The organism is Kitasatospora sp. NPDC058184 (genome assembly GCF_042883725.1).
Taxonomy (GTDB): domain Bacteria; phylum Actinomycetota; class Actinomycetes; order Streptomycetales; family Streptomycetaceae; genus Kitasatospora.
Map to the genome: position 1 here is coordinate 55,766 of NZ_JBHVVE010000023.1, position 23,287 is coordinate 79,052.

Annotated in this window: 34 protein-coding genes; 32 read left to right on the plus strand and 2 right to left on the minus strand. The window is 68.3% G+C overall.

All coding sequences use genetic code 11. From position 1 onward, the window contains the following. The first annotated feature begins 3 nt into the window (after nt 1–3). The 31 genes from rpsS (at nt 4) to glmM (ending at nt 19,584) form a co-directional block, all read left to right on the plus strand. On the plus strand, nt 4–285 hold the full coding sequence (gene rpsS / locus ACFVXH_RS32715; RefSeq protein ID WP_030055821.1) for a 30S ribosomal protein S19: 282 nt from the start codon (nt 4–6) through the stop codon (nt 283–285). A gap of 57 nt (nt 286–342) precedes the next feature. After that, nucleotides 343–690, plus strand: a complete 348-nt coding sequence (gene rplV / locus ACFVXH_RS32720; protein WP_030055822.1) for a 50S ribosomal protein L22 — start codon at nt 343–345, stop codon at nt 688–690. Then, nucleotides 690–1,514 carry a 30S ribosomal protein S3 gene (gene rpsC / locus ACFVXH_RS32725; RefSeq protein ID WP_049649041.1) on the plus strand — a complete coding sequence of 275 codons (825 nt, stop codon included), beginning with the start codon at nt 690–692 and terminating at the stop codon, nt 1,512–1,514. The genes rplV and rpsC overlap by 1 nt, the downstream gene beginning before the upstream one ends. Nucleotides 1,515–1,519: 5 nt before the next feature. After that, nucleotides 1,520–1,939, plus strand: a complete 420-nt coding sequence (gene rplP, locus ACFVXH_RS32730) for a 50S ribosomal protein L16 (protein WP_030055824.1) — start codon at nt 1,520–1,522, stop codon at nt 1,937–1,939. Beyond that, nucleotides 1,939–2,163 carry a 50S ribosomal protein L29 gene (rpmC, locus tag ACFVXH_RS32735; RefSeq protein ID WP_049649042.1) on the plus strand — a complete coding sequence of 75 codons (225 nt, stop codon included), beginning with the start codon at nt 1,939–1,941 and terminating at the stop codon, nt 2,161–2,163. Before rplP ends, rpmC begins: the two co-directional genes overlap by 1 nt. Next, nucleotides 2,163–2,435, plus strand: coding sequence for a 30S ribosomal protein S17 (rpsQ, locus tag ACFVXH_RS32740; RefSeq protein WP_030055826.1), 273 nt, complete (start codon nt 2,163–2,165; stop codon nt 2,433–2,435). Before rpmC ends, rpsQ begins: the two co-directional genes overlap by 1 nt. A 102-nt stretch (nt 2,436–2,537) precedes the next feature. Then, a complete protein-coding gene (rplN, locus tag ACFVXH_RS32745) occupies nt 2,538–2,909 on the plus strand; it encodes a 50S ribosomal protein L14 (RefSeq protein WP_030393301.1) in 372 nt (123 codons plus the stop codon). A gap of 15 nt (nt 2,910–2,924) precedes the next feature. Further along, nucleotides 2,925–3,236 carry a 50S ribosomal protein L24 gene (gene rplX, locus ACFVXH_RS32750; protein WP_030055828.1) on the plus strand — a complete coding sequence of 104 codons (312 nt, stop codon included), beginning with the start codon at nt 2,925–2,927 and terminating at the stop codon, nt 3,234–3,236. Then, nucleotides 3,236–3,805: a 50S ribosomal protein L5 gene (gene rplE, locus ACFVXH_RS32755; protein WP_030393302.1), complete on the plus strand. Its 570-nt coding sequence runs from the start codon at nt 3,236–3,238 to the stop codon at nt 3,803–3,805. Before rplX ends, rplE begins: the two co-directional genes overlap by 1 nt. Before the next feature lie 3 nt (nt 3,806–3,808). Further along, nucleotides 3,809–3,994 carry a type Z 30S ribosomal protein S14 gene (locus tag ACFVXH_RS32760; RefSeq protein ID WP_030055830.1) on the plus strand — a complete coding sequence of 62 codons (186 nt, stop codon included), beginning with the start codon at nt 3,809–3,811 and terminating at the stop codon, nt 3,992–3,994. A gap of 283 nt (nt 3,995–4,277) precedes the next feature. Continuing rightward, on the plus strand, nt 4,278–4,685 hold the full coding sequence (gene rpsH / locus ACFVXH_RS32765) for a 30S ribosomal protein S8 (protein ID WP_030055831.1): 408 nt from the start codon (nt 4,278–4,280) through the stop codon (nt 4,683–4,685). 22 nt (nt 4,686–4,707) lie between these two features. Further along, the gene (gene rplF, locus ACFVXH_RS32770) at nt 4,708–5,247 is read left to right on the plus strand and encodes a 50S ribosomal protein L6 (RefSeq protein WP_049649043.1); all 540 of its coding nucleotides are present in this window, start codon (nt 4,708–4,710) and stop codon (nt 5,245–5,247) included. 3 nt (nt 5,248–5,250) lie between these two features. After that, on the plus strand, nt 5,251–5,634 hold the full coding sequence (gene rplR, locus ACFVXH_RS32775; RefSeq protein ID WP_030280785.1) for a 50S ribosomal protein L18: 384 nt from the start codon (nt 5,251–5,253) through the stop codon (nt 5,632–5,634). 48 nt (nt 5,635–5,682) lie between these two features. Beyond that, nucleotides 5,683–6,306, plus strand: a complete 624-nt coding sequence (gene rpsE, locus ACFVXH_RS32780) for a 30S ribosomal protein S5 (protein ID WP_030055834.1) — start codon at nt 5,683–5,685, stop codon at nt 6,304–6,306. Then, the gene (gene rpmD, locus ACFVXH_RS32785) at nt 6,306–6,488 is read left to right on the plus strand and encodes a 50S ribosomal protein L30 (RefSeq protein ID WP_049649044.1); all 183 of its coding nucleotides are present in this window, start codon (nt 6,306–6,308) and stop codon (nt 6,486–6,488) included. The genes rpsE and rpmD overlap by 1 nt, the downstream gene beginning before the upstream one ends. A gap of 2 nt (nt 6,489–6,490) precedes the next feature. Continuing rightward, nucleotides 6,491–6,943, plus strand: coding sequence for a 50S ribosomal protein L15 (gene rplO, locus ACFVXH_RS32790; RefSeq protein ID WP_030280790.1), 453 nt, complete (start codon nt 6,491–6,493; stop codon nt 6,941–6,943). 309 nt (nt 6,944–7,252) lie between these two features. Next, nucleotides 7,253–8,563, plus strand: a complete 1,311-nt coding sequence (gene secY, locus ACFVXH_RS32795) for a preprotein translocase subunit SecY (protein WP_030055837.1) — start codon at nt 7,253–7,255, stop codon at nt 8,561–8,563. After that, nucleotides 8,563–9,216: an adenylate kinase gene (locus tag ACFVXH_RS32800; protein ID WP_380739395.1), complete on the plus strand. Its 654-nt coding sequence runs from the start codon at nt 8,563–8,565 to the stop codon at nt 9,214–9,216. Before secY ends, ACFVXH_RS32800 begins: the two co-directional genes overlap by 1 nt. 117 nt (nt 9,217–9,333) lie before the next feature. After that, entirely contained in the window at nt 9,334–10,173 is an 840-nt protein-coding gene (gene map, locus ACFVXH_RS32805) for a type I methionyl aminopeptidase (protein ID WP_117488221.1), read from the plus strand. Nucleotides 10,174–10,314: 141 nt separating this feature from the next. Continuing rightward, a complete protein-coding gene (gene mscL / locus ACFVXH_RS32810; protein ID WP_049649047.1) occupies nt 10,315–10,740 on the plus strand; it encodes a large conductance mechanosensitive channel protein MscL in 426 nt (141 codons plus the stop codon). Nucleotides 10,741–10,934: 194 nt separating this feature from the next. Next, nucleotides 10,935–11,156 carry a translation initiation factor IF-1 gene (gene infA, locus ACFVXH_RS32815; RefSeq protein WP_003956442.1) on the plus strand — a complete coding sequence of 74 codons (222 nt, stop codon included), beginning with the start codon at nt 10,935–10,937 and terminating at the stop codon, nt 11,154–11,156. Between the two features lie 33 nt (nt 11,157–11,189). After that, on the plus strand, nt 11,190–11,303 hold the full coding sequence (rpmJ, locus tag ACFVXH_RS32820; RefSeq protein ID WP_003956441.1) for a 50S ribosomal protein L36: 114 nt from the start codon (nt 11,190–11,192) through the stop codon (nt 11,301–11,303). Between the two features lie 176 nt (nt 11,304–11,479). After that, a complete protein-coding gene (rpsM, locus tag ACFVXH_RS32825; RefSeq protein ID WP_049649048.1) occupies nt 11,480–11,860 on the plus strand; it encodes a 30S ribosomal protein S13 in 381 nt (126 codons plus the stop codon). A gap of 72 nt (nt 11,861–11,932) precedes the next feature. Further along, the gene (rpsK, locus tag ACFVXH_RS32830) at nt 11,933–12,340 is read left to right on the plus strand and encodes a 30S ribosomal protein S11 (protein ID WP_030232513.1); all 408 of its coding nucleotides are present in this window, start codon (nt 11,933–11,935) and stop codon (nt 12,338–12,340) included. A gap of 144 nt (nt 12,341–12,484) precedes the next feature. Further along, nucleotides 12,485–13,507 carry a DNA-directed RNA polymerase subunit alpha gene (locus tag ACFVXH_RS32835; RefSeq protein WP_049649049.1) on the plus strand — a complete coding sequence of 341 codons (1,023 nt, stop codon included), beginning with the start codon at nt 12,485–12,487 and terminating at the stop codon, nt 13,505–13,507. Nucleotides 13,508–13,633: 126 nt separating this feature from the next. Continuing rightward, on the plus strand, nt 13,634–14,107 hold the full coding sequence (rplQ, locus tag ACFVXH_RS32840) for a 50S ribosomal protein L17 (RefSeq protein ID WP_049649050.1): 474 nt from the start codon (nt 13,634–13,636) through the stop codon (nt 14,105–14,107). A gap of 89 nt (nt 14,108–14,196) precedes the next feature. Continuing rightward, nucleotides 14,197–15,108 carry a tRNA pseudouridine(38-40) synthase TruA gene (gene truA / locus ACFVXH_RS32845; protein WP_074003957.1) on the plus strand — a complete coding sequence of 304 codons (912 nt, stop codon included), beginning with the start codon at nt 14,197–14,199 and terminating at the stop codon, nt 15,106–15,108. A gap of 41 nt (nt 15,109–15,149) precedes the next feature. Beyond that, nucleotides 15,150–16,808, plus strand: a complete 1,659-nt coding sequence (locus tag ACFVXH_RS32850; protein ID WP_049649052.1) for an ABC-F family ATP-binding cassette domain-containing protein — start codon at nt 15,150–15,152, stop codon at nt 16,806–16,808. Between the two features lie 243 nt (nt 16,809–17,051). Next, nucleotides 17,052–17,495: a 50S ribosomal protein L13 gene (rplM, locus tag ACFVXH_RS32855; protein WP_030055846.1), complete on the plus strand. Its 444-nt coding sequence runs from the start codon at nt 17,052–17,054 to the stop codon at nt 17,493–17,495. 45 nt (nt 17,496–17,540) lie between these two features. Next, on the plus strand, nt 17,541–18,050 hold the full coding sequence (gene rpsI, locus ACFVXH_RS32860; RefSeq protein ID WP_049649053.1) for a 30S ribosomal protein S9: 510 nt from the start codon (nt 17,541–17,543) through the stop codon (nt 18,048–18,050). 169 nt (nt 18,051–18,219) lie between these two features. Next, nucleotides 18,220–19,584 (plus strand): phosphoglucosamine mutase, encoded by a 1,365-nt coding sequence (gene glmM, locus ACFVXH_RS32865; RefSeq protein WP_049649054.1) that lies wholly within the window; start codon nt 18,220–18,222, stop codon nt 19,582–19,584. Between the two features lie 128 nt (nt 19,585–19,712). Here the strand turns inward: glmM and coaA are convergent, their stop codons facing one another. Next, nucleotides 19,713–20,708 carry a type I pantothenate kinase gene (coaA, locus tag ACFVXH_RS32870; protein WP_387829496.1) on the minus strand — a complete coding sequence of 332 codons (996 nt, stop codon included), beginning with the start codon at nt 20,706–20,708 and terminating at the stop codon, nt 19,713–19,715. Between the two features lie 99 nt (nt 20,709–20,807). Between coaA and glmS the strand changes: the two genes are divergently transcribed. Then, nucleotides 20,808–22,664 (plus strand): glutamine--fructose-6-phosphate transaminase (isomerizing), encoded by a 1,857-nt coding sequence (gene glmS, locus ACFVXH_RS32875; RefSeq protein WP_117488219.1) that lies wholly within the window; start codon nt 20,808–20,810, stop codon nt 22,662–22,664. Nucleotides 22,665–22,701: 37 nt separating this feature from the next. Here glmS and ACFVXH_RS32880 read toward each other — a convergent pair whose 3' ends face one another. Next, nucleotides 22,702–23,226: a Uma2 family endonuclease gene (locus ACFVXH_RS32880; protein WP_387829498.1), complete on the minus strand. Its 525-nt coding sequence runs from the start codon at nt 23,224–23,226 to the stop codon at nt 22,702–22,704. Between the last annotated feature and the right edge of the window lie 61 nt (nt 23,227–23,287).

The window sequence follows — 23,287 nt, forward strand, 5'->3', positions numbered from 1 at the left end:
CAGATGCCGCGCAGTCTCAAGAAGGGCCCCTTCATCGACGGCCACCTTCTCAAGAAGGTGGACGCGCAGAACGAGGCGGGTACCCAGAACGTCATCAAGACCTGGTCCCGCCGCTCCGTGATCTTCCCGGCCATGCTCGGCCACACGATCGCGGTTCACGATGGTCGCAAGCACGTCCCGGTGTTCGTCACCGAGTCGATGGTCGGCCACAAGCTGGGCGAGTTCGCTCCGACCCGCACCTTCCGCGGCCACGTCAAGGACGACCGCAAGTCGAAGCGTCGCTAGTCGCCTGAGCTTCACCGCCAGAACGACTCAATGACTTACTCCATTAAGGGGACAACCATGGAAGCCAGGGCCCAGGCGCGGTACATCCGCGTCACGCCCATGAAGGCCCGCCGCGTGGTGGACCTCATCCGTGGCCTGCCGGCCACGGAGGCCCAGGCCGTCCTGCGTTTCGCTCCGCAGGCCGCCACCGTGCCGGTCGGCAAGGTGCTCGACAGCGCCATTGCCAACGCCGCGCACAACTACAACCACTCCAACGTGGACGACCTCGTCATCAGCGAGGCGTACGTTGACGAGGGTCCGACCCTGAAGCGGTTCCGCCCGCGTGCCCAGGGCCGCGCCTACCGGATCCGCAAGCGGACCAGCCACATCACCGTGGTCGTCAGCAGCAAGGAAGGGACCCGGTAATGGGCCAGAAGGTTAACCCGCACGGGTTCCGCCTCGGCATCAGCACGGACTTCAAGTCCCGCTGGTACGCCGACAAGCTGTACAAGGACTACGTCAAGGAAGACGTTGCCATTCGTCGCATGATGACGAAGGGCATGGAGCGCGCCGGCATCTCGAAGGTTGAGATCGAGCGCACCCGCGACCGCGTCCGCGTCGACATCCACACCGCCCGCCCCGGCATCGTCATCGGTCGCCGTGGCACCGAGGCCGACCGCATCCGCGGCGACCTCGAGAAGCTGACCGGCAAGCAGGTCCAGCTGAACATCCTCGAGGTCAAGAACCCCGAGCTGGACGCCCAGCTCGTGGCTCAGGGCGTCGCGGAGCAGCTGTCCTCCCGCGTCTCCTTCCGCCGTGCCATGCGCAAGTCGATGCAGGGCACCATGAAGTCCGGCGCCAAGGGCATCAAGGTCCAGTGCTCCGGTCGTCTCGGCGGCGCCGAGATGAGCCGGTCGGAGTTCTACCGCGAGGGTCGTGTGCCGCTGCACACCCTGCGTGCGAACGTCGACTACGGCTTCTTCGAGGCCAAGACCACCTTCGGCCGCATCGGCGTGAAGGTCTGGATCTACAAGGGCGACGTCAAGAACATCGCCGAGGTCCGCGCTGAGAACGCCGCTGCCCGCTCGGGCAACCGCCCGGCCCGTCCCGAGGGTGGTCGTCCCGCCCGCGGTGGCGACCGCCGTGGTGGCGAGCGCGGTGGCCGCGGCCGTCGTCCCGCCGCTGCCGAGGCCCCCGCGGCCCCGGCCGCTGAGGCGCCGGCTGCCGAGAACACCGGAACGGAGGCCTGACTCCCATGCTGATCCCCCGTCGGGTCAAGCACCGCAAGCAGCACCACCCGAAGCGTCGTGGCGCTGCCAAGGGTGGCACCGAGCTCGCCTTCGGCGAGTACGGCATCCAGGCCGTCACCCCGGCCTACGTGACGAACCGGCAGATCGAGTCCGCTCGTATCGCCGTCACCCGTCACATCAAGCGTGGCGGCAAGGTCTGGATCAACATCTACCCGGACCGTCCGCTCACCAAGAAGCCGGCCGAGACCCGCATGGGTTCCGGTAAGGGTTCGCCCGAGTGGTGGATCGCGAACGTGCACCCGGGTCGGGTCATGTTCGAGCTGTCGTACCCCAACGAGAAGGTGGCTCGTGAGGCGCTGACCCGCGCAGCTCACAAGCTCCCGATGAAGTGCCGGATCATCCGGCGCGAGGCAGGTGAGAGCTGATGTCGGCCGGCACCAAGGCTGCTGACCTCCGCGAGCTGGACAACGAGGGTCTCGTTGCCAAGCTCCGTGAGGCCAAGGAGGAGCTGTTCAACCTCCGCTTCCAGGCGGCGACCGGGCAGCTCGACAACCACGGACGGCTCAAGCTCGTCCGTAAGGACATCGCGCGGATCTACACCCTGATGCGCGAGCGCGAGCTGGGCATCGAGACGGTGGAGAGCGCCTGATGACTGAGAACACCAACGAGACGCGCGGTTTCCGCAAGACCCGTGAGGGTCTCGTCGTCAGCGACAAGATGGACAAGACCGTCGTCGTCGCCGTCGAGGACCGCGTCAAGCACGCTCTGTACGGCAAGGTCATCCGCCGTACGAACAAGCTGAAGGCGCACGACGAGGCGAACGCCTGCGGCATCGGCGACCGGGTCCTCCTCGCGGAGACCCGCCCGCTGTCCGCGACGAAGCGCTGGCGCGTCGTCGAGATCCTCGAGAAGGCCAAGTAACGAAGTTGATGCGGTACGGCCGTATGTGCACCAGGTCCCTCGCGGGCGCTGGTGTGAGCAGCGGCCGGCCCGTCAGCTCTCGTTGACGATCAGGAGAAAGCTGTGATCCAGCAGGAGTCGCGACTGCGTGTCGCCGACAACACGGGCGCGAAGGAAATCCTTTGCATCCGCGTTCTCGGTGGTTCCGGTCGCCGCTACGCCGGTATCGGGGACGTCATCGTCGCGACCGTCAAGGACGCGATCCCCGGCGGTTCGGTGAAGAAGGGTGACGTCGTCAAGTGCGTCGTCGTCCGTACCGTGAAGTCGCGCCGTCGTCCGGATGGCTCGTACATCCGCTTCGACGAGAACGCCGCGGTCGTTCTGAAGAACACCGATGGTGACCCCCGTGGTACCCGCATCTTCGGCCCGGTGGGCCGCGAGCTGCGTGACAAGAAGTTCATGAAGATCATCTCGCTTGCGCCGGAGGTGCTCTAACTCATGGCGAACAGCATGAAGATCAAGAAGGGTGACCTGGTTCAGGTCATCACCGGCAAGGACCGCGGCAAGCAGGGCAAGGTCATCCAGGCCATGCCCGCCGAGAACAAGGTCCTGGTCGAGGGTGTGAACCGGGTCAAGAAGCACACCAAGCCGGGCCCGGGCACTCAGGGTGGCATCGTCACCGTCGAGGCGCCGGTGCACGTCTCCAACGTCCAGCTGGTCGTGGAGAAGGACGGCAAGAAGGTCGTCACCCGCGTTGGCTACCGCTTCGATGACGAGGGCAACAAGATCCGCGTTGCCAAGCGAACCGGTGAGGACATCTGATGTCTGAGACGACTGTTGAGAAGGTGACCCCCCGTCTCAAGGAGCGTTACAACTCCGAGATCAAGGGTCAGCTGCAGGAGCAGTTCTCGTACGAGAACGTCATGCTGACGCCCGGCCTGGTCAAGGTCGTCGTCAACATGGGTGTCGGCGAGGCCGCCCGTGACAGCAAGCTGATCGAGGGCGCGATCCGCGACCTGACCGCGATCACCGGTCAGAAGCCGGCCGTGACCAAGGCTCGCAAGTCCATCGCGCAGTTCAAGCTGCGCGAGGGCCAGCCGATCGGCACCCACGTCACCCTCCGTGGTGACCGCATGTGGGAGTTCCTGGACCGTCTGGTGTCGCTGGCCCTGCCGCGTATCCGTGACTTCCGTGGCCTCTCCCCGAAGCAGTTCGACGGCCGTGGCAACTACACCTTCGGTCTGACCGAGCAGGTCATGTTCCACGAGATCGACCAGGACAAGGTCGACCGTCAGCGCGGTATGGACATCACCGTCGTGACCACCGCCCAGACCGACGACGAGGGCCGGGCGCTCCTGCGCGCTCTGGGCTTCCCGTTCAAGGAGGCGTAACACATGGCGAAGAAGTCCCTCATCGCGAAGTCCGAGCGCAAGCCGAAGTTCGGCGTCCGGGCCTACACCCGGTGCCAGCGCTGCGGCCGTCCGCACTCGGTGTACCGCAAGTTCGGCCTGTGCCGTGTCTGCCTTCGTGAGATGGCGCACCGCGGCGAGCTGCCGGGCGTGACCAAGAGCTCCTGGTAGTCCTCTCCCAACAGAGGGACCAGGCACTTTAGGCACACAGCGAAGCAGAGGTGCCCGATCCCACACCGGCCCGTTTTGGGCCTACCGTACGGATTCCCGTAAGGTAGTGGGGTCGGGCCCCCTGCCACGGCTTCCCCATGGACGCCCGTGGCCCTTCTGGAGGGCTCGCACCCAGTCTTACGACGTCGCAGGTCCCCTGCGCTTGTGCCCCTGACGAACTCGGAAGAGTGCGGCAGGGGGACCTGGCGCGGAGAAACCGCGGCGAGAGAGGCCTGAGGCCATCATGACCATGACCGACCCCATCGCAGACATGCTCACGCGTCTGCGTAACGCGAACTCGGCGTACCACGACTCCGTGGCGATGCCGGCCAGCAAGATCAAGGCGCACGTCGCCGAGATCCTGCAGCAGGAGGGGTACATCTCCTCCTACAAGGTTGAGGAGCCCGTCGAGGGCGAGGTCGGCAAGAAGCTGACCATCGAGCTCAAGTTCGGCCCCAACCGTGAGCGCTCCATCGCCGGCATCAAGCGCATCAGCAAGCCGGGTCTGCGCGTTTACGCAAAGTCCACCAACCTGCCGAAGGTGCTCGGCGGCCTGGGCGTGGCGATCATCTCCACGTCTTCGGGTCTCCTCACCGACAAGCAGGCCGCCAAGAAGGGCGTAGGCGGAGAAGTTCTCGCCTACGTCTGGTAATTCGGGAAACGGAGGTACAGCAATGTCGCGCATTGGACGGCTGCCCATCCAGGTCCCCGCTGGCGTGGACGTCACCATCGATGGCCAGGCGGTCTCGGTGAAGGGCCCGAAGGGCACCCTCACCCACGTTGTCGCCGCGCCGATCGAGATCGGTAAGGGCGAGGACGGCACGCTGCTCGTCACCCGCCCCAACGACGAGCGTCTGTCGAAGGCCCTGCACGGCCTTTCCCGCACGCTGGTGGCGAACATGATCACCGGCGTGACCGCGGGCTACCGCAAGTCGCTGGAGATCAGCGGTGTCGGCTACCGAGTTCTGGCGAAGGGCTCCAACATGGAGTTCCAGCTGGGCTACAGCCACCCGATCCTCGTCGAGGCCCCCGAGGGCATCTCCTTCGTCGTCGAGTCGGCCACCAAGTTCCACGTGGACGGCATCGACAAGCAGAAGGTCGGCGAGGTCGCCGCGAAGATCCGCAAGCTGCGCAAGCCGGACCCGTACAAGGCCAAGGGTGTCAAGTACGCGGGCGAGGTCATCCGCCGCAAGGTCGGAAAGAGTGGTAAGTAAGCGATGAGTGTCTCTGTCAAGATCGGCAAGGGCAACGCCTACAAGAGCGCCGCTCGCAAGCGCCGCGCGATCCGCGTTCGCAAGCGCGTCGTCGGCACCGAGGTGCGTCCGCGCCTCGTCGTGACGCGTTCGAACCGTCACATGGTCGCCCAGGTCATCGACGACGCCAAGGGTCACACCCTGGCGTCGGCGTCCACCCTCGACGTGTCCATCAAGGGCGCCGAGGGCGACAAGACCGAGCTGGCCAAGAAGGTCGGGAGCCTGGTCGCCGAGCGCGCCAAGGCCGCCGGCATCGAGTCGGTCGTCTTCGACCGCGCGGGCAACCGGTACGCCGGCCGCATCGCCGCCCTGGCGGACGCGGCTCGTGAGGCCGGGCTCGACTTCTAAGCCGCTCGTCGGCTCAGTCGACGGACGTAATCGAGAGAGGTAATTCCAATGGCTGGACCCCAGCGCCGCGGTAGCGGCGCCGGCGGCGGCACCGGCGGTGGCGAGCGGCGCGACCGTAAGCGTGACGACCGGGGCAACGCCCCCGCCGTCGAGAAGACCGCTTACGTCGAGCGCGTTGTCGCGATCAACCGTGTCGCCAAGGTTGTCAAGGGTGGTCGTCGTTTCAGCTTCACCGCGCTGGTCGTGGTGGGCGACGGTGACGGCACCGTGGGTGTCGGTTACGGGAAGGCGAAGGAGGTTCCGGCCGCCATCGCCAAGGGTGTTGAGGAGGCCAAGAAGAACTTCTTCAAGGTCCCCCGTATCCAGGGCACCATCCCGCACCCGATCCAGGGTGAGAAGGCCGCCGGCGTCGTGCTCCTGAAGCCCGCCGCCCCCGGTACCGGTGTTATCGCCGGTGGTCCGGTGCGCGCCGTCCTGGAGTGCGCCGGCATTCACGACATCCTGTCGAAGTCGCTCGGCTCGGACAACGCGATCAACATCGTGCACGCCACCGTGGCTGCTCTGAAGGGCCTCGTGCGCCCCGAGGAGATCGCCGCCCGTCGTGGCCTGCCGCTGGAGGACGTGGCCCCCGCCGCTCTGCTGCGGGCGCGTGCTGCTGGGGTGAGCGCCTGATGGCTCGCCTGAAGATCACGCAGACCAAGTCGTACATCGGCAGCAAGCAGAACCACCGTGACACCCTGCGTACGCTTGGTCTCAAGCGCATGCACGACGTCGTGGTGAAGGAGGACCGTCCCGAGATCCGCGGGATGGCCCACACGGTCCGTCACCTGGTGACGGTTGAGGAGGTGGACTGATCATGGGCGACAACCCGATCAAGATCCACAACCTGCGTCCCGCCCCGGGTGCCAAGACCGACAAGATCCGCGTGGGTCGTGGTGAGGGCTCCAAGGGTAAGACTGCCGGTCGTGGTACCAAGGGCACGAAGGCCCGCTACCAGGTTCCGCAGCGCTTCGAGGGTGGCCAGATGCCGCTCCACATGCGCCTGCCGAAGCTGAAGGGCTTCAAGAACCCGTTCAAGATCACGTTCCAGGTTGTCAACCTCGACAAGCTGGCCGAGCTCTACCCGCAGGGTGGCGAGGTCACTGTCGAGGACCTGGTCGCCAAGGGCGCGGTTCGCAAGAACTCCCTCGTCAAGGTGCTCGGCACCGGCGAGGTCTCGGTTGCGCTGCAGGTGACGGTCGACGCCGTCTCCGGCTCCGCCGCCGAGAAGATCAAGGCCGCCGGCGGTACGGTCACCGAGCTCGTCTGAGCCCGCTGAGATCCGCCTTCGAGCCCCGCACCTCCTCCGGGAGGTGCGGGGCTCGTGCCGTTCCCGGGGACATCGGGCCGGAAGGCGCTCGTTCTTTTGTGTGGCAAACCCGGGCATCCCGTACCCCGTGAGTGGGGGAGGGGCGGTACGCGCTTCTTCCGAGTGGCTGCGCACTGTTAGAGTCCGTGGAGTTCCCTTGTAGGCTGCGCGTAGGCTCGCCTGTGCCGTCTGTACGGGGGCCCGAACCGCAAACTCCCCATTCAGGACCGACCCTCCCGCCGACGACGCGCGGGAGGCGCAGGAGGCACCGTGCTCAGTGCGTTCGCGCGGGCGTTCCAGACGCCCGACCTGCGCAAGAAGCTGCTGTTCACGCTGGGCATCATGGTGCTGTTCCGCCTGGGCTCGCACATTCCGATGCCGGGCGTGAGCTTCACGGCCGTGAACGAGTGCGTGAAGGAGACCAAGAACAGCGGTCTCTTCGGGCTCGTCAACCTGTTCAGCGGCGGCGCGCTCCTCCAACTGACGATCTTCGCCCTCGGCATCATGCCGTACATCACGGCGAGCATCATCCTCCAGCTCCTCACCGTCGTGATCCCGCGACTGGAGATGCTGAAGAAGGAGGGCCAGGCCGGCCAGGCCAAGATCACCCAGTACACCCGTTACCTGACCATCGCGCTCGCCGTGCTCCAGGGCACCGGCATCGTGGCGACGGCCTCCAGCGGCGCGCTGTTCTCCGGCTGCCCGCTGGCCAACCAGATCGTCCCGGACACCAGCGTGTTCCGGATCGCCGTCATGGTGCTCACGATGACGGCCGGCACCACGGTCATCATGTGGCTCGGTGAGCTGATCACCGACCGCGGCATCGGCAACGGCATGTCGCTGCTGATCTTCACCTCGATCGCGGCGCAGTTCCCGTCCTCGATGTGGGCGATCAAGACCTCCGGCACCATCGGCGGCGGCTGGGTCGAGTTCCTCTCCGTGGTCGCGGTCGGCGTCATCGTCGTGATGCTGGTCATCTTCGTCGAGCAGGCCCAGCGCCGGATCCCGGTCCAGTACGCGAAGCGGATGATCGGCCGCCGCGCGTTCGGCGGGACCTCGACCTACATCCCGCTCAAGGTGAACCAGGCCGGTGTCATCCCGGTCATCTTCGCCTCGTCGCTGCTGTACATCCCCGCCCTGGTGGTCCAGCTGACCAACAGCCAGGCCGGCTGGGCCACGTGGATCCGGACGAACTTCGTCAAGGGTGACCACCCGATCTACATGGCCACGTACTTCCTGCTGATCGTCTTCTTCGCCTTCTTCTACGTCGCCATCTCCTTCAACCCCGAAGAAGTTGCCGACAACATGAAGAAGTATGGTGGGTTCATCCCGGGCATCCGGGCCGGCCGACCGACGGCCGAGTACCTGAACTACGTGCTGACCCGAATCACGTGGCCGGGTTCGCTCTACCTGGGCCTGATCGCGTTGATCCCGATGATCGCCCTGGTCGCCTTCGGACAGCAGACCAACTTCCCGTTCGGCGGCACCAGCGTGCTCATCGTCGTCGGCGTCGGACTCGAAACTGTGAAGCAGATCGAGAGCCAGCTCCAGCAGCGCAATTACGAAGGGTTCCTCCGCTGATGCGTATCGTCCTCGTTGGTCCTCCCGGGGCCGGGAAGGGTACTCAGGCGCACCTGCTCGCCAAGACCCTGTCCATCCCCCACATCTCCACCGGCGACCTGTTCCGTGCGAACATCAGCCAGGGCACCCCGCTGGGCCTCGAGGCCAAGTCCTACATGGACGCGGGGCGCCTGGTGCCGGACGAGGTCACCATCGGGATGGCCAAGGACCGCATGCTCCAGACGGACGCCGTCAACGGCTTCCTGCTCGACGGCTTCCCCCGCAACCTGGGGCAGGCCAAGGCGCTGGACGAGTTCCTCGCCGAGCAGGGCATCAAGCTGGACGGCGTGCTGGACCTGGAGGTCCCCGAGGACGAGGTCGTCCGCCGGATCGCCGGCCGCCGCCTGTGCCGCAACGACGGTGGCCACGTCTTCCACGTGGACTACAACCCGCCGAAGGTCGACGGCGTCTGCGACGAGTGCGGCGGCGAGCTGTACCAGCGCTCGGACGACACCGAGGACAAGGTGCGCACGCGCCTGGAGGTCTACCACACGGAGACCGAGCCGATCATCGACTACTACGTCCAGCAGGGCCTGGTGGCGACCATCTCGGCCCTCGGCAAGGTGGACGAGGTCACCGCCCGCTCGATCGAGGCGCTGAAGCAGGACAGCTGAGTCTCTCGGCGAACGTACGACGGTACGGCCGGGTCGCCCGCCCCACGCGGGTGGCCCGGCCGTTTCGGCGTCGTACGGTGGTAGCAGTGGTAATCCGGACTTGGAAGGCGTGACCAGATGGTGGAGATCAAGACCCCCGAGCAGATCGCGAAGATGCGAGCGGCCGGGCTGGTCGTCGCCGAGGCCCTGAAGGCCTGCCGCGAGGCGGTCGCCCCCGGGGTGACCACCCAGGAGCTCAACGACGTCGCGGACAAGGTCATCACCGACCACGGCGCCACCTCGAACTTCCGGGCCAACCACGGCGGGCTCTGGTTCCCGGGCGTGATCTGCGCCTCGGTGAACAACGAGGTCGTGCACGGCATCCCCGGCGACCGGGCCCTCCAGGAGGGCGACATCATCTCGATCGACTGCGGCGCCATCCTGGACGGCTGGCACGGCGACTCGGCCATCACCGTGGCGGTCGGCGAGGTCCGCCCGGAGGTCGAGATGCTGAGCCGGGTGACCGAGGGCTCGATGTGGGCCGGCATCGCCCAGATGAAGAAGAACAACCGCCTGGTGGACGTCTCCAAGGCGATCGAGGGCTTCATCCGCCGCCAGCCGCTCCCGCCCAAGGGCAAGTGGGGCATCACCGAGGGCTACGGCGGCCACGGCATCGGCACCGCGATGCACATGGAGCCGCACGTGCTGAACTACGTCGAGCGCGGCCGCGGCAAGGGCCCGAAGCTCGTCCCCGGCACCGTGCTGGCGATCGAGCCGATGGTGTCGCTCGGCACCCCGCACACCACCGTGCTGGAGGACGACTGGACGGTCGTCACCAACGACGGCACGTGGGCCTCGCACTGGGAGCACTCGGTGGCCGTCACCGAGCAGGGCCCGCTGGTGCTGACCGCCTTCGACGGCGGCAAGGCGGAGCTGGCCAAGCTGGGCATCACCGCAGCTCCGGACCCCCTCGCGTAGTCCTGACGGCGCTCAACTGCCGCTGCTGACAAGGGATCAGGGCCCTGGAGGTTTGGACCTCCAGGGCTTTTGTCCTATTTTTATGCGCTGGCAGTGGTCGGCTCCGGCCGGTCCGGTTACGAGCGATGCAGGAGAGAGCACGTGCTCAAGGGATTCCGCGACTTCATGATGCGCGGCAACGTCGTCGACATGGCGGTCGGTGTGGTCATCGGTGCCGCGTTCACCGCGGTGGTGACCGGCTTCGTGTCCGCCTTCCTCACCCCGCTGGTGGGTGTGGTGGTCGGCGCCGCCGGCGACTTCAGCTCGTACAAGGCGCACATCGCGGGGGTGACCTTCCCGTACGGGCAGTTCCTCAACGTGCTGATCGCGTTCTTCATGACCGCCGCGGTGCTGTACTTCTGCGTGGTGCTGCCGATCACCAAGGCGACCGCGCGCTACATGCCGAAGAAGCCGAAGACGCCGAAGCGCCCGTGCCCCGAGTGCCTGACCGACATCCCCGAGGCCGCCCGCCGCTGCTCGGCCTGCACCGCCCACGTCGAGCCGCTGACGGTCCTCAGCAAGGCCTGACGTAGCAGATGTGACGGCGACCGCTTTCCGGGACCCCCGTTTTGGTGCACCGGACGCGCTGGCGTAGGATGGACCGTCGGCTCACTCGTAGCGTGCTTCAGCGCGCCCTCTTCCCCCCGGGGAAGGGGTGAACCCAGGTTCGCACGAGCGTTCCGCATACGGTAGCCGGTCCCGGAAGGTGGATCTCGCAGTTCATGGCTAAGAAGCAAGGCGCCATTGAGATCGAGGGCACCGTGATCGAGTCTCTGCCGAACGCGATGTTCAAGGTCGAGCTGCAGAACGGTCACAAGGTCCTCGCGCACATCAGTGGCAAGATGCGCATGCACTACATCCGCATCCTGCCGGACGACCGGGTCGTCGTGGAGCTCAGCCCCTACGACCTCACGCGCGGGCGGATCGTCTACCGCTACAAGTAAGAACGTCAGATCTAGACCCGGAGAACCTGAAACATGAAGGTCAAGCCGAGCGTCAAGAAGATCTGCGACAAGTGCAAGGTGATCCGCCGCCACGGCCGGGTCATGGTGATCTGCGACAACCTGCGCCACAAGCAGCGCCAGGGCTGATCACTCTTCAGCATTTCTCGTAGTACTTCGCGCGACGCGAAAACGTCATAAGCGGGCTACCCGATCCGTCCGTTCCCGGACGGACTGCCACCCCCGGTCAGAGGCCGGGGCTCCCTCACCGTGAGGTGTCGGAGTAGGTAGCACGCAAGACCTCTGAAGAACCACAGGAGCCTTGAATGGCACGCCTCGCCGGCGTTGATCTCCCCCGTGAGAAGCGGATCGAGATCGCCCTTACGTACGTGTACGGCATCGGCCGTACCCGCGCCCAGCAGACCCTGGCCGAGACCGGTGTCAACCCGGATGTCCGCGTTCGCGACATCTCCGAGGACGACCTCGTCAAGCTGGGCCAGTACATCGACGCCAACTACACGGTCGAGGGTGACCTCCGCCGTGAGGTGGCCGCCGACATCCGCCGCAAGGTCGAGATCGGCTGCTACGAGGGTCTGCGTCACCGCCGCGGCCTGCCGGTCCGCGGCCAGCGCACCCACACCAACGCGCGTACCCGCAAGGGCCCGCGTCGCGCGATCGCCGGTAAGAAGAAGCCGGGCAAGAAGTAGTCCGTCCCGTAACCGGACATCCCTCCGGCCCGCGGGTCAGCGGACCGACCACCTCAGTAGGAGAACAGACTTATGCCCCCCAAGGGTCGTCAGGCTGCCGGCGCGAAGAAGATCCGCCGCAAGGAAAAGAAGAACGTCGCTCACGGCCACGCGCACATCAAGAGCACGTTCAACAACACCATCGTTTCGATCACCGACCCCGCGGGCAACGTGATCTCCTGGGCCTCCGCCGGCCACGTCGGCTTCAAGGGCTCGCGCAAGTCGACCCCGTTCGCCGCGCAGATGGCCGCCGAGGCCGCTGCCCGTCGCGCGCAGGAGCACGGCATGCGCAAGGTCGACGTCTTCGTGAAGGGTCCGGGCTCCGGCCGCGAGACCGCGATCCGTTCGCTCCAGGCCACCGGCCTGGAGGTCGGCTCGATCCAGGACGTCACCCCCACCCCGCACAACGGCTGCCGTCCGCCGAAGCGCCGCCGCGTCTGACGCAGCGCCTTCGGGCACGCGGGTGATGTTTTAAACCTCGTACGGGCTCCCACGCAGTGATTGGTCGCTGCCTACGGGAGCCCGTACGCTTGGTCCTGTCGGCATCAAATAGTGGGTGCCGAAGACAACTGGAGGATTCCCCCCATGCTTATCGCTCAGCGCCCCTCGCTGACCGAAGAGGTCGTCGACGAGTTCCGCTCGCGGTTCGTGATCGAGCCGCTGGAGCCGGGCTTCGGCTACACCCTCGGCAACTCCCTGCGCCGCACGCTCCTGTCGTCGATCCCGGGTGCCGCTGTCACCAGCATCCGCATCGACGGCGTCCTGCACGAGTTCACCACCGTGCCGGGCGTCAAGGAGGACGTGACCGACCTCATCCTCAACATCAAGCAGCTGGTCGTCTCCTCGGAGCACGACGAGCCGGTCGTGATGTACCTGCGCAAGCAGGGCCCGGGTGTCGTCACCGCCGCCGACATCGCCCCGCCGGCGGGTGTCGAGGTGCACAACCCGGAGCTGGTCCTCGCCACGCTGAACGGCAAGGGCAAGCTGGAGATGGAGCTGACCGTCGAGCGCGGTCGCGGCTACGTCTCCGCCGTCCAGAACAAGGCCTCCGGCCAGGAGATCGGCCGCATCCCGGTCGACTCGATCTACAGCCCCGTGCTGAAGGTCACCTACAAGGTCGAGGCCACCCGTGTCGAGCAGCGGACCGACTTCGACAAGCTGATCGTCGACGTCGAGACCAAGCCCGCCATGCGTCCGCGCGACGCCATGGCCTCGGCCGGCAAGACCCTGGTGGAGCTGTTCGGCCTCGCCCGCGAGCTGAACATCGACGCCGAGGGCATCGACATGGGCCCGTCCCCGACGGACGCCGCCCTGGCCGCCGACCTGGCGCTGCCGATCGAGGAGCTGGAGCTCACGGTCCGCTCCTACAACTGCCTCAAGCGCGAGGGCATCCACACCGTGGGTGAGCTCGTCGCCCGCTCCGAGGCCGACCTGCTCGACATCCGCAACTTTGGTGCGAAGTCGATCGACGAGGTCAAGGCGAAGCTGGCCGGCATGGGCCTGGCCCTCAAGGACAGCCCGCCCGGGTTCGACCCGACCGCTGCCGCCGACGCCTTCGGCGCCGACGACCTCGACGACTCGCACTTCGCCGAGACCGAGCAGTACTGAGAGAATTGGCCGCGGGGGCGGTTCCACGAACCGCCCCCGTCGTCGTGAAAGTCGTACGGGCAACAGTGCCCGTACGCCCGCTGCGGTACCTGATACGGCCGTAGTCGGAGATTCAAGGAGTAATCCATGCCGCGTCCCACCAAGGGTGCCCGCCTCGGCGGCGGCCCGCACCACGAGCCGCTGCTGCTCGCCGGTCTGTGCCGGGAGCTGTTCCAGTACGGCCGCATCACCACGACCGAGGCCAAGGCCCGTCGGATGCGCCCGCTGGCGGAGAAGCTGATCACCAAGGCGAAGAAGGGCGACATCCACAACCGTCGCCTGGTGCGCAAGACCATCACCGACGTGTCGGTGCTGCACACCCTCTTCACCGAGATCGCGCCGCGCTACGAGAACCGCCCGGGTGGTTACACCCGTATCACCAAGATCGGTCCCCGTCGTGGCGACAACGCCCCGATGGCCGTGATCGAGCTGGTCGAGGCGCTGACCGTCGCGCAGACCGCCGTCGGCGAGGCCGAGGCCGCCACCAAGCGTGCCGTCAAGGAGGCCGACGCCAAGGTCGAGGAGACCAAGGCCGACGCCGCCGAGGCCGAGCAGGCCTGACACCTCTAGGTGTGTTGCGGGCCCGCTTCCCCAGTGATGGGGGAGCGGGCCCGTTCCTTGTTCTTCGAGGTCCCGGGAGAAGAGAAGCAGTGGTCAACGAGTGCGTCGAGCAGCCGCCGGTGAAGGACGGCCCGGCCGACGGGTACGTCCGGGTCCGGCTCGACCTCGCCTACCAGGGTGCCGAGTTCTCCGGCTGGGCCCGCCAGAAGGGCGGCCGCCGGACGGTCCAGGAGGAGATCGAGAGCGCGCTGCAGGTCGTCACCCGCAGCCCGGAGCTGTTCCCGCTGACCGTGGCCGGCCGCACCGACGCCGGGGTGCACGCCCGAGGCCAGGTCGCCCACGTCGACCTGCCGGCCGAGCTGTGGGCGGAGCACCGGGAGAAGCTGCTGCGCCGACTGGCCGGCCGGCTGCCCGGGGACGTCCGGATCTACCGGGTCGGCGAGGCGCCGGCCGGGTTCGACGCCCGCTTCTCGGCCGTCTGGCGCCGGTACGCGTACCGGGTCTCCGACCACCCCGGCGGGGTGGACCCGCTGCTGCGCGGCCACGTGCTCTGGCACGACCGGCCGCTGGACGTGGAGAAGATGAACGCCGCCGCGAAGCTGCTGCTCGGCGAGCACGACTTCGCCGCGTACTGCAAGAAGCGCGAGGGCGCCACCACCATCCGCACCCTGCTGGAGCTGCACTGGGACCGCGTCCCGGTGGACCCGTACGCCGCCCAGGAGGGCTCGCTCGCGGTCGCCACCGTGCGGGCCGACGCCTTCTGCCACAACATGGTCCGGGCGCTGGTCGGCGCGATGCTGCTGGTCGGCGACGGGCACCGGCCGGTGGAGTTCCCCGGCGAGGTGCTGGCCGGCGGGGTGCGCAACTCCGCCGTCAACGTGATCCGGCCGTACGGGCTCACGCTGGAGGAGGTCGGCTACCCGCCGGACGACCAGCTGGCCGAGCGCAACCGGGCGGCCCGGCGGATGCGGACCCTGCCCGGTCAGCCGGCCATCGGTTAATCCGTTTTGGCCCGGCGCGTCCGCTTGGGAGAATCGTTCCCATGGGACACGTCGAGATTTCGCACCTGGAGTACTACCTGCCGGACGGGCGCGTGTTGTTCGACGACGCGTCCTTCCGGGTCGGAGAGGGCGCCGCGGTCGCCCTGGTCGGTGCCAACGGCGCCGGCAAGACCACCCTGCTCCGGATGATCGCGGGGGACATCCAGCCGCACGGCGGCACGGTGACGATCAGCGGCGGGCTCGGCGTGATGCGCCAGTTCGTCGGCACCACCGGCCGCGAGGACCAGCAGTCCACCCCGGGCGCGCTGCCGGCCGACGCCTCGGTGCGCGACCTGCTGGTCTCCGTCGCCCCCGAGCGGATCGCCAAGGCCGCCCGCGCGGTGGACGCCGCCGAGCTGGCGATGATCGCCCAGGACGACGAGAAGACGCAGATGGCCTACGCCCAGGCGCTCTCGGACTGGGCCGACGTCGGCGGCTACGACTACGAGACCGACTGGGACGTCTGCACGATGGCGGCCCTCGGGGTGTCCTTCGACAAGGCCCAGTGGCGCGGCCTGAACACCCTCTCCGGCGGCGAGCAGAAGCGGCTGGTGCTGGAGGCGCTGCTGCGCGGCCCCGAAGAGGTGCTGCTGCTCGACGAGCCCGACAACTACCTGGACGTCCCGGCGAAGCGCTGGCTGGAGGAGGCCCTCAAGGCCACCTCGAAGACCGTCCTGTTCATCTCGCACGACCGCGAGCTGCTCTCCAAGACCGCCGACAAGATCATCTCCGTGGAGTCCGGCGCGGCGGGCAGCAGCGTCTGGGTGCACGGCGGCGGCTTCGACTCCTTCCACGAGGCCCGCAAGGACCGCTTCGCGCGGTTCGAGGAGCTCGGCCGGCGCTGGGACGAGGAGCACGCCAAGCTCAAGAAGCTGGTCGTCACCCTGCGCCAGGCCGCCGCCGTCAGCCACGCCCTGGCCACCCGCTACGCCGCCGCCCAGACCCGGCTGAAGAAGTTCGAGGAGGCCGGGCGGCCGGAGGAGCCCCCGCGCGAGCAGAGCATCACCATGCGGCTCAAGGGCGGGCGCACCGGTGTGCGCTCCTTCACCCTGGAGCAGCTGGAGCTCACCGGCCTGATGCGGCCCTTCGACCTGGAGGTCTTCTACGGCGAGCGGGTCGCGGTGCTGGGCGCCAACGGTGCCGGCAAGTCGCACCTGCTGCGGCTGCTCGCGGGGGACGAGACCGTCGAGCACACCGGCGCCTGGAAGCTCGGCGCCCGGGTCGTGCCCGGCCACTTCCGGCAGACCCACGCCCACCCGGAGCTGTTCGGCCGCACCGTGCGGTCGATCGTCGAGGAGGAGCACGCGCTCAGCCGCGGCGCCGCGATGGGGGCGCTGCGCCGGTACGAGCTGGACCGCCAGGAGGAGCAGAAGTTCGAGTCGCTGTCCGGCGGGCAGCAGGCCCGGCTGATGATCCTCAAGCTCGAACTCTCCGGTGTCACGGCCCTGTTGCTGGACGAGCCGACCGACAACCTGGACCTGGAGAGCGCCGAGGCGCTGCAGGCCGGCCTGGAGGCCTTCGACGGCACCGTGCTGTGCGTCACCCACGACCGCTGGTTCGCCAAGACCTTCGACCGTTTCCTGGTGTTCGGCGCGGACGGCCGGGTGTTCGAGTCGCCGGAACCGGTCTGGGACGTGACCCGCGTGGAGCGCGAACGCTGAGTGACGGCCGGGCCTCCGGCCGGACGGAGCCGACCCATTTTTGACCCCTTCGGATCCGGCCGGTAACCTGGACGCTTGATGTGCGTATTGGCTCGCTCTATCTCACGTGAGAGGTCGGTACGCCGGAGACATCAGGTCGTCGACCAGCGGTCACCCTTGAATTGCGTCCAAGGTTGGCCAGGCTGCTCTGCCGTCCGGGTGCTCCTGTCAGGACTCACTCACTGAAAAGCGAAGGCTACGACCGTGCGTACGTACAGCCCCAAGCCCGGCGACGTCCAGCGTCAGTGGCACGTCATCGACGCGACCGACGTCGTGCTCGGCCGCCTGGCCTCCCAGGCCGCCAACCTCCTCCGGGGCAAGCACAAGGCGATCTACGCGCCGCACGTTGACACTGGTGACTTCGTCATCATCATCAACGCCGACAAGGTGCACCTGTCCGGTAACAAGAAGACCCAGAAGCTGGCCTACCGCCACTCGGGCTTCCCGGGCGGTCTGCGCTCGGTGCGCTACGACGACCTGCTGGCGAACAACCCGGAGAAGGCCGTCGAGAAGGCCATCAAGGGCATGATCCCCAAGAACAGCCTGGGCCGCCAGATGCTCTCGAAGCTGAAGGTCTACTCGGGCGACCAGCACCCCCACGCTGCCCAGCAGCCGGTGCCGTTCGAGATCACCCAGGTCGCGCAGTAATTCGGCCACCAAGCCCCCCAACACTGAAAAGAGCTGAGGAACACCGTGGCCGAGACCACTGAAACCCTTGAGGTCGACTTCGACGAGGCCGTTGAGGCCGTCGAGGGCGAGTACACCTCCGAGGAGAGCTACACCTCCGAGTCGCTGGCCGGCCGCTTCGGCGAGGCCGTCCCCGGCGCCGGCCTGGGCCGTCGCAAGGAGGCGATCGCCCGCGTGCGCATCGTCCCCGGCACCGGCCAGTGGAAGATCAACGGTCGCACCCTCGAGGGTTACTTCCCCAACAAGGTGCACCAGCAGACCGTGAACGAGCCCTTCAAGCTCCTCGAGCTGGACGGCCGTTACGACGTCGTCGCCCGCATCAGCGGTGGCGGCGTCTCCGGCCAGGCCTACGCGCTGCGCCTCGGCGTCGCCCGTGCCCTGAACGAGGCCGACGTGGACAACAACCGCGGCGCGCTGAAGAAGGCCGGCTTCCTGACCCGTGACGCCCGCGCCGTCGAGCGCAAGAAGGCCGGTCTGAAGAAGGCCCGCAAGGCGCCGCAGTACAGCAAGCGCTAATCGCCTCCCCCGGGGGTGCGGTCCGCCCTGGCGGCGCACCCCCTGGTTGCGCGAAAAACCGTCGCCCCGGAGTACCTCGCGTACTCCGGGGCGACGTGTTCCCCGGCTACTGCGCGGCGGCCGGGATCATCGGTTTGGGTTCCGAGCAGTGGTGATGGAGGACGGGACAGTGGGACGACTCTTCGGTACGGACGGCGTGCGCGGGGTGGCCAACGAGGGCCTGACGGCGGAGCTGGCGCTCGGCCTGTCGGTCGCCGCGGCCCATGTGCTCGGCGAGGCCGGCGCCTTCGACGGCCACCGGCCGGTCGCGGTGGTCGGCCGTGACCCGCGCGCCTCGGGCGAGTTCCTGGAGGCCGCCGTCATCGCCGGTCTGGCGAGCGCCGGCGTCGACGTCCTGCGGGTCGGCGTCCTGCCCACCCCGGCCGTGGCGTACCTCACCGGCGCGCTCGGCGCCGACTTCGGCGTGATGCTGTCCGCCAGCCACAACGCCATGCCGGACAACGGCATCAAGTTCCTCGCCCGCGGCGGCCACAAGCTGGACGACCGCATCGAGGACGCGATCGAGACCCACTACCGCAAGCACACCCTCGGCGACGAGGACTGGAACCGTCCGACCGGCGCGGCCGTCGGCCGGGTGCGCGAGTACACCGAGGGCTTCGACAAGTACGTCGCCCACCTGATCGGCGTGCTGCCCAACCGCCTGGACGGCATCAAGGTCGTCATCGACGGCGCCCACGGCGCGGCCGCCTACGTCGCCCCCGAGGCCTTCGCCCGGGCCGGCGCCGAGGTGGTCCACACCCTGGGGGCCGAGCCCACCGGCCTCAACATCAACGACGGCGTCGGATCCACCCACCTGGACCGGCTGCGCGTCGCCATGAAGGAGCACCGGGCCGACCTCGGCATCGCCCTGGACGGGGACGCCGACCGCTGCCTGGCCGCCGACGCCGAGGGCAACGAGGTGGACGGCGACCAGATCATCGCCATCCTCGCGATCGCCATGAAGGAGGCCGGCACCCTGCGCGGCAACACCGCCGTGGCCACCGTGATGTCCAACCTCGGCTTCAAGCTGGCGATGGAGCGCGAGGGCGTCGAGCTGGTGGAGACCGCCGTCGGCGACCGCTACGTGCTGGAGGCGATGAAGGAGCACGGCTTCGCGCTGGGCGGCGAGCAGTCCGGCCACGTGATCCTGCTGGACCACGCCACCACCGGTGACGGCACCCTGACCGGCCTGATGCTGGGCGCCCGGCTGGCCGCCACCAAGCAGCCGCTGGCCGACCTGGCCGCCGTGATGACCCGGCTGCCGCAGGTGCTGATCAACGTCAAGGGCGTCGACAAGTCCCGGGTGAGGACCAGCACCGAGCTGGCCGCCGCGGTCGCCGAGGCCGAGGCCGAGCTGGGCTCCACCGGCCGGGTGCTGCTGCGCCCGTCGGGCACCGAGCCGCTGGTCCGGGTGATGGTCGAGGCCGCCGACCCGGCGCAGGCCGAGACGGTCGGGCAGCGCCTGGCCGAGGCCGTGCGCACCCACCTGGGCTGAGCCCCGGAGACACGGTGAAGGGCCCCCGCGCGCCGCGGGGGCCCTTCGTGTCGTGCGCTCCTCCGGAGGTGCCTCCCCGGGCGCGCCCCTCGGGGCGCGCTCGTCGGGGCGCGCTCGTCGGGGTGGGCTCAGAGCTTGCGCAGCAGGGCCCGGCGGACCTTGTGGTCCTGGCCCTTCTGGAGGATCAGGGTGGCCCGGCCGCGGGTCGGCAGCACGTTCTCCAGCAGGTTGGGCTTGTTGATGGTGCGCCAGACCTGCCGGCCGTACTCCATCGCCTCCTCCTCCGGCACCTCGGTGAAGCGGCGGAAGTAGGAGTTCGGGTCCTGGAAGGCGGTCTGCCGCAGCTTGCGGAAGCGGTCCAGGTACCAGTGCTCGATGTCGTCGGTCCGGGCGTCGACGTAGATCGAGAAGTCGAAGTAGTCGGCCACCGCGAGGCGGGTGCGGCCGTCGCTGCCGGGCAGGGCCGGCTGGAGCACGTTCAGGCCCTCGACGATCAGGATGTCCGGGCGCTCCACGGTCAGCCGCTCGCCCTGCACGATGTCGTACACCAGGTGCGAGTAGACCGGCGCGCTGACCCGCTCCTTGCCCGCCTTCACGTCCGCGACGAAGCGCATCAGCGCCCGGCGGTCGTACGACTCCGGGAAGCCCTTGCGGGCCATCAGGCCGCGGCGGCGCAGCTCGGCGTTGGGGAGCAGGAAGCCGTCGGTGGTGACCAGTTCGACCCGGGGGTGCTCGGGCCAGCGGGCCAGCAGCGCCTGCAGCAGACGGGCGGTGGTGGACTTGCCGACCGCGACGGAGCCGGCCACGCCGATGATGAACGGGGTGCGGGTGCGCTCGGTGTCCGGGGTGTCCAGGAACGTGCCCAGCGTCCCGCGCAGCTCGTGCGTGGCGTGGATGTACAGGTTCAGCAGGCGCGACAGCGGCAGGTAGACGTCGCGGACCTCGTCCAGGTCGAGGGCGGTCCCGAGGCCGCGCAGCCGTTCCACCTCCTCGGCGGTCAGCGGCAGCGGCGTACGCTCGCGCAGCGCGCTCCACTCGGCCCGGCTGAGGTCCACGTAGGGGGACGGGGACGGGCCGGGCGTGGCGGCGCCCGGCGTACAGAGTTCGGTCGGCACATGCTCCATTGTGAGCCGTCGCGGCGTTCACGGTGGCTGTGGTGTCGGTCACGCAGTGTTCCCGCGCGGCGGGAAAACGGCCACAGAACCGCCCTTATGCTGGCACGCATGTGCGGAATTGTTGGATACGTGGGCGCTCAGACCGCCCTCGACGTAGTAATCGCAGGCTTGCAGCGACTGGAGTACCGGGGCTACGACTCGGCCGGTGTCGCGGTGCAGGTCCAGGACTCCGAAGGGCAGTGGAGCCTGGCCACCGACAAGCGGGCGGGCAAGCTCGCCAACCTGGAGAAGTCGCTCGCCGAGACCCCTCTGCCCGGCGGCACCACCGGCATCGGCCACACCCGCTGGGCCACCCACGGCGGCCCGACGGACGCCAACGCCCACCCTCACCTGGACGACCGCGAGCGGGTCGCGGTGGTGCACAACGGCATCATCGAGAACTTCGCCCAGCTGCGCGCCGAGATCGCCGAGCGCGGCCACACCCTCCGGTCCGAGACCGACACCGAGGTCGTCGCCCACCTGCTGGGCGAGGCCTACGCGGGCGACCTCGCCGAGGCCATGCGGGCGGTCTGCCGTCAGCTGGAGGGCGCCTTCACCCTGGTCGCCGTGCACGCGGACGCGCCGGACGTGGTCGTCGGCGCCCGCCGCAACTCGCCGCTGGTGGTCGGCCGCGGCGAGGGCGAGAACTTCCTCGCCTCGGACGTCGCCGCCTTCATCGCCCACACCCGTGAGGCGATCGAGCTGGGCCAGGACCAGGTGGTCGAGCTGCGCCGGGAGGGAGTGACCGTCACCAACTTCGACGGCACCCCGGCCGACGTGCGCGAGTACCACGTGGACTGGGACGCCTCCGCCGCCGAGAAGGGCGGCTACGACTACTTCATGCTCAAGGAGATCGCCGAGCAGCCGAAGGCGGTCGCCGACACCCTGCTCGGCCGGATCGGCACCGACGGCCGGCTGACCCTCGACGAGCTGCGGATCTCCGACGCCGACCTGCGCTCGGTCGACAAGGTCGTCATCGTGGCCTGCGGCACGGCCTTCCACGCCGGCATGATCGCCAAGTACGCGATCGAGCACTGGACCCGCATCCCCTGCGAGGTCGAGGTCGCCTCCGAGTTCCGCTACCGCGACCCGATCATGGGCCCGGGCACGCTGGTCATCGCCATCTCGCAGTCCGGCGAGACCATGGACACCCTGATGGCCCTGCGGCACGCCCGCGAGCAGGGCGCCAAGGTGCTGGCGATCTGCAACACCAACGGCTCCACCATCCCGCGCGAGTCGGACGCGGTGCTGTACACCCACGCCGGTCCGGAGGTCGCGGTCGCCTCGACCAAGGCGTTCCTGACCCAGCTGGTCGCCTGCTACCTGGTCGCCCTGTACCTGGGCCAGGTGCGCGGCACCAAGTGGGGCGACGAGATCTTCGCCGTCATCAAGGAGCTCGGCGACGCGCCGAAGCAGGTCGAGCAGGTCCTGGAGACCATGGAGCCGGTGCGCGAGCTGGCCCGCTCGCTGGCCGACGCCCGCTCGGTGCTGTTCCTCGGCCGCCACGTCGGCTTCCCGGTGGCCCTGGAGGGCGCGCTCAAGCTCAAGGAGCTGGCGTACATGCACGCCGAGGGCTTCGCGGCGGGCGAGCTCAAGCACGGCCCGATCGCGCTGATCGAGGAGGGGCTGCCGGTCGTGGTGGTCGTGCCCTCGCCGCGCGGGCGGTCGATCCTGCACGACAAGATCGTCTCCAACATCCAGGAGATCCGGGCCCGCGGCGCCCGCACGATCGTGATCGCCGAGGAGGGCGACGAGGCCGTCGTCCCGTACGCGGACCACCTGATCCGCATCCCGGCCACCCCGACCCTGCTCCAGCCGCTGGTCTCCACCGTCCCGCTCCAGGTCTTCGCCTGCGAGCTGGCCACGGCCAAGGGCCACGAGGTCGACCAGCCGCGCAACCTGGCGAAGTCGGTCACCGTCGAGTAGCCGCTCGGCCGTACGGCGCCCCTGCGGTGGCTGCGTCCTACCGCAGGGGCGCCGTGTCGAGTGCGAACGAGAACGGGGCGGGCAGGTCGATCGCCTTGCCGAAACCGGTCTCGACGAGGGCGGTGTAGTCCCCGTTCTCGGGCTCGGTGAACAGCGTGACCCGCTCTTCGTCGCGGTCGACCAATAGATAGCAGGGGATGCCTGCGGCGGCGTAGCCAAGCCGCTTCGGCTCGCGCTCCTTGAGCGGATTGGTCGACGTGATTTCCAGGACCAGCGCGACGCCTGTCGGTGGTGACCACGGTTCCTGGCCCCGGAAGCGGCCGACGGGGGCTACGGTCGCATCCGGGATGAATCGGCCGGTCGGGGTGATCAGGCCTTTGTGTGTGCTGACGTACAGTTCTCCGGCTGCTTCCCGTGCCACGGTACGGGCGAACCGGGCGACGACGTCCTCGTGCGCACCGCCCTGATGAGGAGTCACGATGATCTCTTCCCAGGCCTGGAAGAGTTCGATCTTGCACCCCTGGGGCACGTGCAGCCTCAGGAACGACTGAAGGATGTCCACAGGCGACAACGTAGGCGTACAGCCGGGTGTGCGCGGGGGATCGTTGTAGGGGTCACTCGAA

Excerpts from the sequence above, each read along its gene's own strand:
- rpsS (WP_030055821.1), top strand. The coding sequence starts at position 4 with ATGCCGCGCAGTCTCAAGAAGGGCCCCTTCATCGACGGCCACCTTCTC.
- rplV (WP_030055822.1), top strand. The coding sequence starts at position 343 with ATGGAAGCCAGGGCCCAGGCGCGGTACATCCGCGTCACGCCCATGAAG.
- rpsC (WP_049649041.1), top strand. The coding sequence starts at position 690 with ATGGGCCAGAAGGTTAACCCGCACGGGTTCCGCCTCGGCATCAGCACG.
- rplP (WP_030055824.1), top strand. The coding sequence starts at position 1,520 with ATGCTGATCCCCCGTCGGGTCAAGCACCGCAAGCAGCACCACCCGAAG.
- rpmC (WP_049649042.1), top strand. The coding sequence starts at position 1,939 with ATGTCGGCCGGCACCAAGGCTGCTGACCTCCGCGAGCTGGACAACGAG.
- rpsQ (WP_030055826.1), top strand. The coding sequence starts at position 2,163 with ATGACTGAGAACACCAACGAGACGCGCGGTTTCCGCAAGACCCGTGAG.
- rplX (WP_030055828.1), top strand. The coding sequence starts at position 2,925 with ATGAAGATCAAGAAGGGTGACCTGGTTCAGGTCATCACCGGCAAGGAC.
- rplE (WP_030393302.1), top strand. The coding sequence starts at position 3,236 with ATGTCTGAGACGACTGTTGAGAAGGTGACCCCCCGTCTCAAGGAGCGT.
- ACFVXH_RS32760 (WP_030055830.1), top strand. The coding sequence starts at position 3,809 with ATGGCGAAGAAGTCCCTCATCGCGAAGTCCGAGCGCAAGCCGAAGTTC.
- rpsH (WP_030055831.1), top strand. The coding sequence starts at position 4,278 with ATGACCATGACCGACCCCATCGCAGACATGCTCACGCGTCTGCGTAAC.
- rplF (WP_049649043.1), top strand. The coding sequence starts at position 4,708 with ATGTCGCGCATTGGACGGCTGCCCATCCAGGTCCCCGCTGGCGTGGAC.
- rplR (WP_030280785.1), top strand. The coding sequence starts at position 5,251 with ATGAGTGTCTCTGTCAAGATCGGCAAGGGCAACGCCTACAAGAGCGCC.
- rpsE (WP_030055834.1), top strand. The coding sequence starts at position 5,683 with ATGGCTGGACCCCAGCGCCGCGGTAGCGGCGCCGGCGGCGGCACCGGC.
- rpmD (WP_049649044.1), top strand. The coding sequence starts at position 6,306 with ATGGCTCGCCTGAAGATCACGCAGACCAAGTCGTACATCGGCAGCAAG.
- rplO (WP_030280790.1), top strand. The coding sequence starts at position 6,491 with ATGGGCGACAACCCGATCAAGATCCACAACCTGCGTCCCGCCCCGGGT.
- ACFVXH_RS32800 (WP_380739395.1), top strand. The coding sequence starts at position 8,563 with ATGCGTATCGTCCTCGTTGGTCCTCCCGGGGCCGGGAAGGGTACTCAG.
- map (WP_117488221.1), top strand. The coding sequence starts at position 9,334 with ATGGTGGAGATCAAGACCCCCGAGCAGATCGCGAAGATGCGAGCGGCC.
- infA (WP_003956442.1), top strand. The coding sequence starts at position 10,935 with ATGGCTAAGAAGCAAGGCGCCATTGAGATCGAGGGCACCGTGATCGAG.
- rpmJ (WP_003956441.1), top strand. The coding sequence starts at position 11,190 with ATGAAGGTCAAGCCGAGCGTCAAGAAGATCTGCGACAAGTGCAAGGTG.
- rpsM (WP_049649048.1), top strand. The coding sequence starts at position 11,480 with ATGGCACGCCTCGCCGGCGTTGATCTCCCCCGTGAGAAGCGGATCGAG.
- rpsK (WP_030232513.1), top strand. The coding sequence starts at position 11,933 with ATGCCCCCCAAGGGTCGTCAGGCTGCCGGCGCGAAGAAGATCCGCCGC.
- ACFVXH_RS32835 (WP_049649049.1), top strand. The coding sequence starts at position 12,485 with ATGCTTATCGCTCAGCGCCCCTCGCTGACCGAAGAGGTCGTCGACGAG.
- rplQ (WP_049649050.1), top strand. The coding sequence starts at position 13,634 with ATGCCGCGTCCCACCAAGGGTGCCCGCCTCGGCGGCGGCCCGCACCAC.
- ACFVXH_RS32850 (WP_049649052.1), top strand. The coding sequence starts at position 15,150 with ATGGGACACGTCGAGATTTCGCACCTGGAGTACTACCTGCCGGACGGG.
- coaA (WP_387829496.1), bottom strand. The coding sequence starts at position 20,708 with ATGGAGCATGTGCCGACCGAACTCTGTACGCCGGGCGCCGCCACGCCC.
- glmS (WP_117488219.1), top strand. The coding sequence starts at position 20,808 with ATGTGCGGAATTGTTGGATACGTGGGCGCTCAGACCGCCCTCGACGTA.